This is a genomic window from Aliarcobacter lanthieri (genome assembly GCF_013201625.1).
Classification (GTDB): domain Bacteria; phylum Campylobacterota; class Campylobacteria; order Campylobacterales; family Arcobacteraceae; genus Aliarcobacter; species Aliarcobacter lanthieri.
In genome coordinates this window covers 1,382,501-1,395,170 of record NZ_CP053839.1, presented here as the reverse complement: position 1 = coordinate 1,395,170, position 12,670 = coordinate 1,382,501, and the positions used below count along the sequence as shown (strand labels likewise).

Below are 12,670 nucleotides of genomic sequence, written 5' to 3'. Positions count from 1 at the left end.
TTATATTCTTGAGTTTGAAAGTGTTACTTTAGCTTCATCACTATTTGATGATAATGTACCAAATTCATCAACTGCTTGTACTGAATAGTGGTATTCAATTCCACTTACAATATCATTATCTTCAAATCTAAGCCCATTGATATTTTCAAATTTTGTTGTATCAGAGAATACTAAATATTTTTTTACTCTTTTATTTACATTATATGAAACTGCTCTACTATCTCCAGCTTGCCAGTTTAAAATAACTTTATTCCCTTGAATTTGAGCTAAAGTAATAGTTGGTTTTGCTGGTGGTGCTAAAGTTATACCTTTTATAGCATCTATGTCGTCAGTACTCTCTAATCCATCTTTATCAACAGCAATTACTTTATAAAAATACTCTTTTGCATCATTATTTATTTTGTCTGTATATTCTAATGTATCTGCATTAACTGTTGCTATTTTACTATAACCTAAACTTCTATAACTACTTCTATGAATTTGGTATTGAACAACATCTTGTGTTGGTGATCTTTCCCAAGTTATAAATACACTTTTAGGAATATTATTTGATGCTCTTATATTTTTTGGTGGTAAAGGTGCTGGTTTTGTTGTTGCTTGTAAAATTGGAGATGGAGCTGATTCTACATCATCAAAAGAGAAAGCTTTAATTCTATATTTATGAGTTGTATTGTCTTTTAATCCAGTTTCTATATATTCAGCTGACAACCTTTGATCAATTTTTGTTTTATAAATCCACTCATTAATAAAAGTATTATACTTTTCAACTCTATAGTAACTTACTCTTGTATCAGGATGTGGTTGCCATATAAGTTTTACTTTTCTTGGAAGATTAGATATCGCTTGCGCATATGCCACAGGAGTTATTCTTGGTAAAGTTTCAACTATATAAGCTTGTGTTGTAGGTGATTCACTTCCATCATTTAATCTTGCCGAAATCTGATAAGCATATTTTGTTTTTGGCTCTAACCCTTTATCAACATAATGTGTTACATATCTACTATTTGTAGCTTTAATAAGCTTTAATGTATTTTCACCCTTGTTTAACTCTGTTCTATAAAAATTATATCCTTCAACTCTTGGATCATCAATTCTTTGCCATTCAAAACCAATTGATACCATATCTGGTATAGATTTAATTGAATTATAGTTTACTGTTTGAAATGAATTATTAACCTTTGGTGTAGTTGTTGTATTAAAAATGTTTGCACAACCGCTAATTAGAAAAATTAAAGCAATTAAAGATATTAGGTGTTTCAACTTTATCATATATATTCTCCATATTAAAATTGTTACTTAAAAAATCTACCATATGTTTTGGTAAATTTGCTGTGAAACTCATCTTCTTTTTTGATGTAGGATGAGTAAATACTAAACAATAAGCATGTAAAAAAAATCCTTCTATTTTATTTAATTCGCCCTTAAATCCATATAAAGAATCGCCTATTATATGCCTATTTAATGAATTTAAATGAACTCTTATTTGATGAGTTCTACCTGTTGAAAGTTTACAAGCAATTAATTCAAACTTTTCATTTTTACTAGTTTCAAGTTTACAAAATGTAGTTTTAGCATATCTTCCACTTGGGATAATCGCCATTTTAAGGCGATTGTTTGGATTTCTAGCTATTGGTTCTTCTACAATAGTATGATCTTTTAAAGGTAAATCAATCAAAGCTAGATAATATCTTCCAGCTTCTCTAGTTTCTAATTGTTTTGATAAATCTAAATGTGCTTCATTTGTTTTTGCAATGATTATTATTCCACTTGTTCCTTTGTCAAGTCTATGTACTATACCATGTCTTTCGTCACCACTTATTGTAGAAAGAGATATATTTTTGAGTTTTAGCCAATCGACCAAAGTTGCATCTTTTACACTTGGTGCATCATGTATTGTTAAATTTATTGGTTTATTTACTATTAAAATATCATTGTCTTCATATATGATATTTATCTCTTTATTTTTTAAAGAATTTTCTATAAATTCTTTATCTTTTATATTTGACAATTCATTTTGAGGAAAAAAAACTTCAATATTTTGATTTAGTTTTAGTTTTAATCCATTTTTAATAGTAGTTTTTCCATCAACTTTTACAAATTCTTTTTTAATTAGTTGTTCAATTTGATTTCTTGAAGCTTCTATTTTAGAGCTTAAGAATTTATCTAATCTTATCTCTTCTTCTACAATAAAATTTTTATACATTTTATGATACTCTTTTGTTATGCGATTACTTGATAAAAGAATTATTTCACATTTTGATTATTTAATATTACTATTTATTTCACCTTTAATAATACTATCTTATGTATTAATAGAAGATGTAAATGAAGCATTGGCTAATAAACAGATTTTTTATTTTAGCGTATCTTTGTTTATATTTTTTTTAGTTTTTATGTTACCTATAAGAAGAAACCTAAGATTAGTGCCTATTTTGTATTGGATAGGCATAATACTTTTATTAGCTGTTGAGTTCATAGGTGTTACAAAATTAGGTGCAAAAAGATGGATACATATACCAATAGTTGATACTACTATACAACCATCAGAAATTATAAAACCAATATATATTTTAATGCTTGGATACTTAATACATAATCGTCCACCTCCAATAAATGGATATGGTTTAAAAGATTTTGGATATTTTTCTATTTATATAATAATACCATTTGTACTTATAGCAAAAGAGCCTGATTTAGGTTCAGCTTTAGTTATGCTCTTTGTTGGTTATGGAATACTTTTTATTATTGGAGTAAATTGGAAAATCTGGGCAACTATAATTGTAGTATTAGCAGTTTTTTTACCATTATCTTATAACTATTTAATGAAAGATTATCAGAAAAAAAGAGTTCATGATTTTATAGTTGCTGAAAAACCAAGTTATCACGTACAACAAAGTATTATTGCTATTGGTTCAGGTGGACTTACTGGAAAAAATAGTGATGAAGCTACACAAACACAATTAAAATTCTTACCTATAGCAACGAGTGATTTTATTTTTGCATATTTAGTAGAAAGACATGGTTTTCTAGGAGCTTTAGGTTTAATATTTTTATATATATTAATAATATTTCATTTATTTACAATAAACTATTTCTTTAAAAAAGATTTTGTGGTCAAGGCCTTTGCTTCTGGACTTGCTCTACTAATATTTTTAAATATGAGTATAAATATTTTAATGGTTATAGGATTTGCACCTGTTGTAGGAATACCTTTACCTCTATTTTCTTATGGTGGAAGCTCATTTATTAATTTTATTGTTACTTTTGCTATTCTAGAAAATTTAATAGCATTTAGATATATGGATATGTATAATTATGAAAGAAAAATGTAGTAATTAATACATTCTATAAAATACTCTAAATCTAAGTTTTGTAGGTTCACTAGGTTTTGGATAATCTTTGTATGCAATCTCTATTAGTTCTAAAGTATATTCATCCAAAATAGTGTATCCTGAAGCACCAATTATTTTTAAATCACTTATATTACCATTTGGATGGAACATAAACTCAACAACATTTATCCCACCAATTTTAAGTTTTGCAGCTAATTTTGGATATCCCATACGATTTAAAACTCTTTGAGTTATAATTTGGAAATTATTAATATTTTTTTCTAAATATGCTTTTTGAACTTTTGTAAAGTTATCATACTCTTTCCCATATAGTTCTTGAAGTTCATTTAAAATATCTTTGTTTATTGGCTCTTTTTGACTTAAAAATTTTTCTAAAGTTTTTTCTTGAATTGTTGGTTTATTTGATATCACTTGCTCTTTTAAAACTTTATTTTGAAACTCTTTTGCTTTTTTTATATCTTTTGTTTTAGGTAAAGTTTGTTTTTCTATTTCTGTTTTTTTTGTAATTACTGGTGTTTCTACTTTTGGTGGAGGTGTTGGCTCAACTTTTTTTGTTTCTATTTTTGGTTCAGCTTTTTTTTCTTGAAGTTTTACTATCTTTACTTCTGTTTTTTCAATATGTTCTTTTTGAACATCTTTTTTTGGCTCATCATTTTTTTTATACTCTATAAATAGAAGTAGATGAAGTAAAATAGATATGATAAAAGATATTCCAATAATTCTCATAGGCGAATTATATTAAATTTTGTTGAAATTTAAGGTATATTATTAAAAGATATATAAACTTTATAAAGATATAATTTTGTTTTTCTTGAAAAGGTCGACTTGAAACTTATACAAATTATAAAAATCACATCTCCCATTATTTTTGGATATATTCCATTAGGTATGGCATTTGGTATATTTGCTGTAAATTCTGGTATCCCTTGGTATTTTGCTACTCTTATGAGTGCTTTAGTTTATGCAGGAAGTGCTGAATTTTTACTTATCGCATTTATATTATCTTTTGCTACTTTTTTAGAAGTTTTTGTAATGATTTTTTTGGTAAATTTTAGACACTTTTTCTATGGTGTTTCTATGTTAAATGATTTTAAAAATTTAAAAGGATTTATTAAAAAATACTCTATTTTTGGTTTGACTGATGAAACTTTTGCACTTTTTAAATTAATCGATATAAAGAATAATGATAAGCAAAAAGTATACTTCTTCATAACTCTTCTTAGTCAATTTTATTGGGTTTTTGGTGTATTTTTAGGTTCATACTTTGGACAATTTCTAAATTTTGATCAAACTGGGCTTAGTTTTATGTTAACAGCTTTATTTGTTGTATTAAGTATTGAACTTTATAAAAAGATAAAATCAAATTTAGTACTTTCTATATCTTGTATTATAGGTATTTTTGGATTATTTTTACCAAATAAATATATGCTTATTATTTGTCTAACTCTTTGTACTATTTTTATTATAACATTCAGAAAAAGGATAAAAATTTGAGTGATTTGAATATAGTTTTAGTTATTTTGACAGCAATGATTGCTACTATGCTAACAAGATTTTTACCATTCATAATTTTTAGAAAACAAGAAAAACCATCACAAATCTTACTACTTTTTGAAAAAGCTATGCCACTAGCAATAATGGTTATTCTAGTTTTTTATACTATAAAAAATATAGATTTTTTAAAAGCTCCTTTTGGAATTGCTGAAATAATAGGAATATCTCTGACTATTTTGCTTCATTTAAAATTTAAGAATGTTTTATTAAGTATAAGTGTATCAACTATTTTTTATATGTTTTTAGTACAAATTGTTATTCCAAAATTAATTTAAATATGAATAACCTTTGGCTTATATAATTTATAGTAAAATGAAATAAAATAATTTATAGGAATTAATATGTTTAAAAAATCTATCAAAGCTTATGAAAAAGCTTGTGAAGTAATACCTGGGGGTGTTGATTCTCCTGTTAGAGCATTTAAAAGTGTAGGAGGTACACCACCATTTATTAAAAAAGGGAAAGGTGCTTATATTTATGATATTGATGGGAATAAATATTTAGATTTTGTACAAAGTTGGGGACCTCTTATTTTTGGACATTGTGATAAAGATATTGAAAAAGTTGTAATTGATACTGTTAAAAATGGTTTGTCTTTTGGTGCACCAACTTTACTTGAAACAAAACTTGCAAAAGAGATTGTTGATATGTATGATAATATAGATAAAGTTAGGTTCGTAAGTTCAGGAACAGAAGCTACTATGAGTGCAATTAGATTGGCAAGAGGTGTTACAAATAAAAATGATATTGTAAAATTTGAAGGTTGTTATCATGGACATTCAGATTCATTACTTGTACAAGCAGGTTCAGGAATGGCAACATTTGGAAGTCCAAGTAGTCCAGGTGTTCCAGAAGATTTGACAAAGCATACACTTTTATGTGAATACAATAATATTGAACAATTGAAAAAATGTTTTGAAGAAAGTTCTGATATCGCTTGTATCATAATAGAGCCAATAGCTGGAAATATGGGATTGATTCCTGCAGATGAAGAGTTTTTAACTACTTGTAGAGAACTTTGTGATAAACATGGAGCTTTACTTATTTTTGATGAAGTTATGAGTGGATTTAGAGCAAGTTTAAAAGGTGCAAGTGGTATTTTAAAAGTAAAAGCTGATATTTTAACTTTTGGAAAAGTAATAGGTGCTGGAATGCCTGTTGGTGGATTTGCTTCTTCAAAAGAGATTATGAGTTATTTATCTCCTGAAGGAAAAATATATCAAGCTGGAACTTTAAGTGGAAACCCTGTAGCAATGGCAGCTGGTTTAGTAAGTTTATTAAAATTAAAAGCAAATCCAAAAATTTATAATGATTTATCTAAAAAAGCGTTAAGACTTGTAAATGGACTAAAAAAAGTTGCAAGTGAATGTAATATTCCACTTCAAGTAAATACAAGAGGAAGTATGTTTGGATTTTTCTTTTGTGATAATGAACCAAAAAACTTTAAAGATGTAGGAAGTTGTGATTTTGAAAGATTTGCAAAATTTCATAGAGAGATGTTAAAAAGAGGTTTTTACTTTGCTTGTTCTCAATATGAAGCTGGCTTTATTTGTACAAAAATTACAAATAAAGAGATAGATAATTGTATAAAAAATGCAAAAGAAGTTATGAAAAACTTATAAGGTAAAAAATGGAAAAAGAAGAAAATAAAAATATAGAAAATAAACCAAAACATAGAGATAAGATAGAAGCTTTAGATAGTTTATCTGTTGGAATTTCTATGGTTGCAGCTATTGTTATTGGTGTTTTGCTTGGTTTAGGATTAAAACATTTGACAGGATATACTTGGACACTTTGGTTAGGAATTATTTGGGGAATAGCAGCAGCAATTTTAAATGTGTATAGAGCATATAAAAGAGCTCAAAAGGTTTATGAAGGTTTAGAAAATGACCCAAGATATGCTCATAGAGCAAAATATGGTGATAAATCTTTTGATGATGAAGATAAATAGTCAAATTTTAAATTTTACAAAGGTTTTTATATTCTTAAACCTTTGTCTTAGTCTATATGCAATATTTTTTCAAAATACATTATGGCTTTTAAATATTCAAGTTGCATTCTTTTCATCATTATTTATAACTATTGCTTCATTTTCTTCATATAAAAGAAATATTCAAAATAGATTATCAAATATAGATAGTTCAACTATCTTAAGTGAAGATAGAGATAAAATAGATGAGATAGATGATCCTTATGATTTGTATAGTGAATATAAAGAAGTACCAGAAGATGAATTAACATCACAAAAAATAAAAGAGATAATAGATGAAGAGAAGAGCAGGGTAAAACAAAACTCTTTTAAAAATACATTTTTTAGTGCAGGTGGATTTTTATCTATTTATAGAATTTTAGGTTATATTTTTTTGATTTTTGGATTTTTTGCTTTAAATAATAATCATATTTTTATTCCATTAGCTTTTATCATTGGTTTAGGGATTGTACCTATAGGAGTATTATTTACCAAATTTATTAACAAAGTTGAAATATAAGTAAAAAATATAAATTTAATTATTTTAGAAAAAATATCACACTTCATCACACTTTTTAACTATAATGTTAGAATTTTATAAAAATGAGAAGAAAATGTTTTTTAAAATAGTATTTATATTTTTATTACTTCCTATAATTTTATTTTCTCAAGAACTAGAAAATATATTAGATGATTTAAATAAATATAGTGATAAATCTAACTTAAATATTGATTATAAACCAACAGCAATGACAGTTTTATATGCTAATGATCTACAAACATTAGGAATAAATACTTTGTCTGAAGCTTTAAATTTTGTTGCTGGAATTCAAGCTTTTAAAACAACTTCTGTTAACTCTATTGTATCTGTAAGAGGATATACTCAACCTTTAAATAGTTTTCAAGAGAAAATAAAATATAGAATAAATGGAGTTAGTGTATCTTCAAACTATTTTGAAAATTTTCCAATTAGTCTAATTGATAGAATAGAAATATCAAAAGGAAATGCTTCAACTATTTATGATCAAGGTGGTTTTGTAGCTGTTATTGATATTATCACAAAAAATAAAAGTAATATTGCTTTTGGAACAGGAAGCTTTGATAATAAGAATTTCTCTTTACTTTTAAATGAAAAATTAAATGATAATTGGAAACTAAAATTATCTACAAGTTACTTGAAACACAATAAAAAGGTAGATGCCCCTAGTGCTATTTTGACTAATTCTATAGATTTTGGAACAAATTTTGATAGAAAACAAGAATCTTTAGAAGGAATTGAAGATATTTTAATTGGTGCTTCTTTAGAAAATAAAAACTTTAAAATATCTTCAAATTATATAAAAAATAATAGACAAAACAATTATGGTACTACGGGATTATTAGATTGGAGTGATGATGGTTACTCAAAATATGAGATGTTTTCAAATGAAATAACTTATGATACTTTCTTAAATACAAACAATATTTTGGAAATGAAGATAGGAAGTGTACAAAGTAATTATAAAATGAATACTTACATGTATAAATTTGAACCAAATAATGTTGGAATCTATGACCCACATTTTAAAGTTGATTATACTCAAAGAGAGAGTTATATATCACTTTTAGTAAAAAATACTAGCTTTACAAATAATAAAATCGAATATGGAGTTTATGGTTCTTTAATCCAAATTCCAAAAAATAAATACTATACAAATGTAGATTATCTAACAGGTTTAGGACAATACATTCCAAAATATGATGCCTATTTCCCGATACAAAAGGAGTTAAAAGAGTTTTCAGGAAAGCAAGGATTTATAAGTGATGAGAGTTCAAAAACTAATATGTCATATTTTTTAGCAGATACTTATAGTGTAAATGAGAATTTAACTCTTTTAGCAAATCTTGGAATTGATGACTATCAAGATTATAAAAAGCTTTTAAATTTTAGATTAGGTTCTGTTTACTCTATTGATGATATAAATATATATAAATTCTCTATCTCTCAAGCGAATAGAAATCCATCTTTAATAGAAGACTATTTTGTAGGGCATATAATAAACTCTCAAGACCAAGCTTTAGAAGCGGAAAAACTACAAAGTGTTGAATTGATGTATATTTATCAACAAAATGATGAGAAATTAAAGTTAAATTTATACTATCAAAAGTATATAAATTCTATTGATGGTTATAGGTATAAAGATTCTTTACAATACTACAATAAAAAGCAAGATGAATATAACTATGGAGCAGAGTTAGAGTATAGTAAAAATTTTGAGAATCGTTCAAAAGTAATTTTAAATGCTAGTTTTAATAGTTTTGCTTATAAAAATAGTTATGAGAACTTAAAAATAGATACACCAATAGTTTCAAAAATAACTACAATTTTAGGATATATTTATCCAATAAATTCTAAATTTACTATTAGCCCATTGATTAGATATTATGGTTCTAAAAATCTTTTAAATGGTAATAAAATAGGTGATGTTGCTTTACTTGATTTAACTCTTACTCATAATATTTCAAAAGATGCAAAACTATATTTTGGAGCAAAAAATATCTTAGATAAAGAGTATTTTTACTATGGATACAATACAAAAGATGAGAAAATGCTAAGAGAGGGTACAACTTGGTTTGTAAGTTTTAGCTATGATTTTTAATAAACTTTTACTTATTTTATATCTGTCAATATTTACTTTTGCAAATGGAGTTTACAATATAAATCTTTTAGATTTTCAAGCAAAAGTATTTCCAAAAATAATAATTGCTGATAATAATTTAGAGAATAAACTTATAAATAATAAAATACTTTTAACTATTTTATATGATGATATAGATTTAAACTCTGCACAAATTTTAAAAGAAATGTTAGAAAAAAATTATATAACTTTAAAAGATTTTACTTTTGAAGTAAATCTTATAAGATATAATGATTTTATAAGTAGTAATATTTCAACAGCTTACTTTTTTTTGCTTGGTAAAAAAGATAAAATTGTTCAGATAACAGAACTTTTATCTAAAAATGGTAGATTGAGTTTTGCTTATGATGATAGTTATTTAGACTTTGGAGTCATTTTTGGCTTAAAGATTAGTTCAAAAGTAAATATATTTTTAAAGCTTCAGAATTTAAAAGATAGCGGAATTGAACTACAAAATTCTATTTTTAATGTAGTGATATTAAAATGAAAAATTTAAATATTATCACACAAATCATTATTATAAATACTGTGGTTATGAGCTTTTTTATAGCTGTGTTTATTTATAAAAATTATACAATAGTTTCTAATCAGTTAATTTTACTTGAGAATGAAAAAATAGATTCAATAGTAAAAACTATATCACCAATAATCTCTATAAATCTTACTTTAGGTTTGGAAGAAAATATAAAAGAGCTAATTAGTGAAAGTATGCAAGCACATAGTGAAATAATTGGGATTGATATTTTAGACCTTGATAATAAAGTAATTTACGAAAATATAAAAAAAAATATTAAAAAATCAAGAATATACCATGTGCTTTTGGAAGATACTATTTTAAAAGAGAAAATTGGAGAGTTAAAGGTTTATTATACATTTTCATCTATTTACTCAAAACTTTTAAATGAATTTAATAAATTTATAGTATTTATAGCTATATTTTTTATAGTATCTTTATTTATCTCATCATTTCTTATTAAATATAATCTAAAATCTCTAATGCAACTAAAAGATAAAATGCTCAATTATAGTTTAAATGATAAAATAAGCTTTGAAGAAGAGTGTTTTAAAAATGAAATTTCTGTTATAAATAATAGTGCATATAAAATGATAAAAAAGATAGAGGAAGAGGTTGAAAAAAGAATTATTTATGAAAAAAATATCATGCAAAAAAATCGTTTTGCTTCTATGGGAGAGATGATTGATAATATTGCTCATCAATGGAGACAACCTTTGATGAAAATAAATGCAATATTATTAAATACAGATAGAAATATAGAACTTAAAAATTATGATGAGGAGTATCTACAACAAAGATTAGAAGATATATCAAATACTATATATTTTATGTCAAGTACAATAGACACATTTAGAGATTTTTTAAATCCAAATAAAGATAAACAAAATTTTAAAATTGATCAAGCAATAGAAAAAAGTATAAAAGTTTTAAGTCCTTCATTAAAAAATATAAAAGTAAATCTAAATAAACAAGATAGTGTTATATGTGCTTATGAGAGTGAATTTATGCAAGTTATTTTTTCTATTTTATCAAATTCCATAGATATATTTGAACAAAGAGATATAAAAGAAAAAGAGATAAATATAAATATTTATGAAGATGAAATAAATATTTATATAGAAATACAAGATAATGCAGGTGGGATAAAAAGTGAGAATTTAGATAAAATTTTTGATCCTTATTTCACAACAAAACATAAAACTGGTGGAACTGGAATGGGACTTTATATTGCAAAAATTATTATGTTAAATAGTTTTGGTGATATAAAAGTTGAAAATAGTTCTATTGGGGCAAAATTTATTTTAAATATTTCACAAAAAATAGGAGATAAAAATGGGCAATAAAGATAGTTTAAAGCATTTTACTCTACTTTATGCAGAGGATGATAAAGCTATTCAAAAAGAGATGTTGGAATACTTTTCTAGCTATTTTAAAGAGGTTTTTACTGCAGATGATGGGAATGAGGCTTTAGAACTTTATAAACAACATAAACCAGATGTTCTCATACTTGATATTTATATGCCACATTTAACAGGAATTGAACTAACAAAGATTTTGAGAGAAAATGACTATAAGACAAAGATAGTGTTAATAACTGCGCATTCAAATGATAGTTTACTTTTAGAATCAATCAATATAGATGTAAATTACTATTTAATAAAACCTGCAACTTTAAAAAAAGTTAAAGATATGTTGAATAAAATTTCTATTGATTTATTAAGAAGTTCAGAAAAAATCATAAGATTTGATGAATATATATATTTTAATCTATCTAGTAAAAAACTATTTAATAAAGATATTGAAATAAAACTTAGTAAAAAAGAGCTCTCTTTGCTAGAACTTTTTATAATAAATAGAAATAAAGATATAACTATTGAAGATATTATGTCTCATTGCTGGAGTGATATTTTTATTGAAATATCACTTGATAGTGTCAAATCTCTGGTTAGTAATCTACGAAAAAAACTTCCTAAAAATACTCTTGTAAATGTTTATGGTGTTGGTTACATTTTAAAAAATAGTTAAAGTCTTTAATTTAACTATTCTTTATTAAAAACTTCACACTTCATCACACTCTTTTCTTATAATTCAATTCTAGGAAACAATTTATAGGATATTACATGTTAAATAATTATATAAATCATAACTATCAAAACATTGAAATTGCAAATAAGGGGATTTGCAATTTTATTATATGTGAAATAGAAGAAGAGTTTGAAATAGAAGAAGAGTTTGAAATAGAAGAAGAGTTTGAAATAGAAGAAGAGTTTGAAATAGAAGAAGAGTTTGAAATAGAAGAAGAGTTTGAAATAGAAGAAGAGTTTGAAATAGATGATGAAGATAGTTGGATTAAGATCTAATTATATATTTAGGAGTTGTTTTGGAAGAAATTATTGTTTCAAAAGATGAGCTAATAGAACTATTTGAAATAGAAAAAATTAAAGATACTGGTAAAGGTTGGTATATGGATAGTAATTTTGTAAATATTATTGCCTTACATGAGATTGAGCCAAAGTTTCTCCAAAATATTACAAATGCTAAATTTTATAAAATAGTAAAAAAGTGAAGTATTTTATGTTATTTTTTAACTCTATTTAAA

Annotated in this window: 15 protein-coding genes; 12 read left to right on the top strand and 3 right to left on the bottom strand. The window is 24.9% G+C overall.

The features are described from left to right. Both ALANTH_RS07025 and ALANTH_RS07020 read right to left on the bottom strand, forming a co-directional pair. The gene (locus ALANTH_RS07025) at nt 1-1,269 is read right to left on the bottom strand and encodes a fibronectin type III domain-containing protein (RefSeq protein WP_026804506.1); all 1,269 of its coding nucleotides are present in this window, start codon (nt 1,267-1,269) and stop codon (nt 1-3) included. Next, nucleotides 1,217-2,203, bottom strand: a complete 987-nt coding sequence (locus tag ALANTH_RS07020) for an RluA family pseudouridine synthase (protein WP_026804505.1) — start codon at nt 2,201-2,203, stop codon at nt 1,217-1,219. The genes ALANTH_RS07025 and ALANTH_RS07020 overlap by 53 nt, the downstream gene beginning before the upstream one ends. Nucleotides 2,204-2,222: 19 nt before the next feature. On the opposite strand from ALANTH_RS07020, the gene ALANTH_RS07015 reads away from it, so the two are divergent. Beyond that, entirely contained in the window at nt 2,223-3,332 is a 1,110-nt protein-coding gene (locus ALANTH_RS07015; RefSeq protein ID WP_026804504.1) for an FtsW/RodA/SpoVE family cell cycle protein, read from the top strand. Nucleotides 3,333-3,335: 3 nt separating this feature from the next. On the opposite strand, the gene ALANTH_RS07010 is transcribed toward ALANTH_RS07015, so the two are convergent. Beyond that, the gene (locus tag ALANTH_RS07010) at nt 3,336-4,079 is read right to left on the bottom strand and encodes an energy transducer TonB (protein ID WP_026807874.1); all 744 of its coding nucleotides are present in this window, start codon (nt 4,077-4,079) and stop codon (nt 3,336-3,338) included. Nucleotides 4,080-4,178: 99 nt separating this feature from the next. On the opposite strand from ALANTH_RS07010, the gene ALANTH_RS07005 reads away from it, so the two are divergent. The 11 genes from ALANTH_RS07005 (at nt 4,179) to ALANTH_RS06955 (ending at nt 12,637) form a co-directional block, all read left to right on the top strand. After that, nucleotides 4,179-4,847 carry an AzlC family ABC transporter permease gene (locus tag ALANTH_RS07005; protein WP_026807873.1) on the top strand — a complete coding sequence of 223 codons (669 nt, stop codon included), beginning with the start codon at nt 4,179-4,181 and terminating at the stop codon, nt 4,845-4,847. Continuing rightward, nucleotides 4,844-5,182, top strand: coding sequence for a branched-chain amino acid transporter permease (locus ALANTH_RS07000; protein WP_026804501.1), 339 nt, complete (start codon nt 4,844-4,846; stop codon nt 5,180-5,182). Before ALANTH_RS07005 ends, ALANTH_RS07000 begins: the two co-directional genes overlap by 4 nt. A 66-nt stretch (nt 5,183-5,248) precedes the next feature. Beyond that, on the top strand, nt 5,249-6,529 hold the full coding sequence (gene hemL / locus ALANTH_RS06995) for a glutamate-1-semialdehyde 2,1-aminomutase (protein ID WP_026804500.1): 1,281 nt from the start codon (nt 5,249-5,251) through the stop codon (nt 6,527-6,529). Nucleotides 6,530-6,537: 8 nt separating this feature from the next. Continuing rightward, a complete protein-coding gene (locus tag ALANTH_RS06990) occupies nt 6,538-6,858 on the top strand; it encodes an AtpZ/AtpI family protein (RefSeq protein ID WP_026804499.1) in 321 nt (106 codons plus the stop codon). Next, nucleotides 6,794-7,396, top strand: coding sequence for a hypothetical protein (locus ALANTH_RS06985; protein WP_228133192.1), 603 nt, complete (start codon nt 6,794-6,796; stop codon nt 7,394-7,396). Before ALANTH_RS06990 ends, ALANTH_RS06985 begins: the two co-directional genes overlap by 65 nt. Nucleotides 7,397-7,460: 64 nt before the next feature. Next, nucleotides 7,461-9,515 (top strand): TonB-dependent receptor, encoded by a 2,055-nt coding sequence (locus ALANTH_RS06980; protein WP_081801323.1) that lies wholly within the window; start codon nt 7,461-7,463, stop codon nt 9,513-9,515. Next, nucleotides 9,505-10,041 (top strand): hypothetical protein, encoded by a 537-nt coding sequence (locus tag ALANTH_RS06975; protein ID WP_026804496.1) that lies wholly within the window; start codon nt 9,505-9,507, stop codon nt 10,039-10,041. The genes ALANTH_RS06980 and ALANTH_RS06975 overlap by 11 nt, the downstream gene beginning before the upstream one ends. Beyond that, nucleotides 10,038-11,414: a sensor histidine kinase gene (locus ALANTH_RS06970; RefSeq protein ID WP_026807870.1), complete on the top strand. Its 1,377-nt coding sequence runs from the start codon at nt 10,038-10,040 to the stop codon at nt 11,412-11,414. The genes ALANTH_RS06975 and ALANTH_RS06970 overlap by 4 nt, the downstream gene beginning before the upstream one ends. Continuing rightward, complete coding sequence (locus ALANTH_RS06965; protein WP_026804494.1) at nt 11,404-12,096, top strand: response regulator transcription factor; 693 nt, start codon at nt 11,404-11,406, stop codon at nt 12,094-12,096. Before ALANTH_RS06970 ends, ALANTH_RS06965 begins: the two co-directional genes overlap by 11 nt. Nucleotides 12,097-12,191: 95 nt before the next feature. Continuing rightward, entirely contained in the window at nt 12,192-12,431 is a 240-nt protein-coding gene (locus tag ALANTH_RS06960; protein ID WP_029888338.1) for a hypothetical protein, read from the top strand. Between the two features lie 20 nt (nt 12,432-12,451). Then, nucleotides 12,452-12,637: a hypothetical protein gene (locus ALANTH_RS06955; protein ID WP_026807868.1), complete on the top strand. Its 186-nt coding sequence runs from the start codon at nt 12,452-12,454 to the stop codon at nt 12,635-12,637. Nucleotides 12,638-12,670: the final 33 nt, after the last annotated feature.

What these genes read in the sequence shown, in the direction of transcription:
- ALANTH_RS06980 (WP_081801323.1), top strand. Translation starts at nt 7,461, where the DNA reads ATGTTAGAATTTTATAAAAATGAGAAGAAAATGTTTTTTAAAATAGTA.
- ALANTH_RS07015 (WP_026804504.1), top strand. Translation starts at nt 2,223, where the DNA reads ATGCGATTACTTGATAAAAGAATTATTTCACATTTTGATTATTTAATA.
- ALANTH_RS07010 (WP_026807874.1), bottom strand. Translation starts at nt 4,079, where the DNA reads ATGAGAATTATTGGAATATCTTTTATCATATCTATTTTACTTCATCTA.
- ALANTH_RS06990 (WP_026804499.1), top strand. Translation starts at nt 6,538, where the DNA reads ATGGAAAAAGAAGAAAATAAAAATATAGAAAATAAACCAAAACATAGA.
- ALANTH_RS07020 (WP_026804505.1), bottom strand. Translation starts at nt 2,203, where the DNA reads ATGTATAAAAATTTTATTGTAGAAGAAGAGATAAGATTAGATAAATTC.
- ALANTH_RS07025 (WP_026804506.1), bottom strand. Translation starts at nt 1,269, where the DNA reads ATGATAAAGTTGAAACACCTAATATCTTTAATTGCTTTAATTTTTCTA.
- ALANTH_RS06970 (WP_026807870.1), top strand. Translation starts at nt 10,038, where the DNA reads ATGAAAAATTTAAATATTATCACACAAATCATTATTATAAATACTGTG.
- ALANTH_RS06960 (WP_029888338.1), top strand. Translation starts at nt 12,192, where the DNA reads ATGTTAAATAATTATATAAATCATAACTATCAAAACATTGAAATTGCA.
- ALANTH_RS06965 (WP_026804494.1), top strand. Translation starts at nt 11,404, where the DNA reads ATGGGCAATAAAGATAGTTTAAAGCATTTTACTCTACTTTATGCAGAG.
- ALANTH_RS06975 (WP_026804496.1), top strand. Translation starts at nt 9,505, where the DNA reads ATGATTTTTAATAAACTTTTACTTATTTTATATCTGTCAATATTTACT.
- hemL (WP_026804500.1), top strand. Translation starts at nt 5,249, where the DNA reads ATGTTTAAAAAATCTATCAAAGCTTATGAAAAAGCTTGTGAAGTAATA.
- ALANTH_RS06985 (WP_228133192.1), top strand. Translation starts at nt 6,794, where the DNA reads ATGACCCAAGATATGCTCATAGAGCAAAATATGGTGATAAATCTTTTG.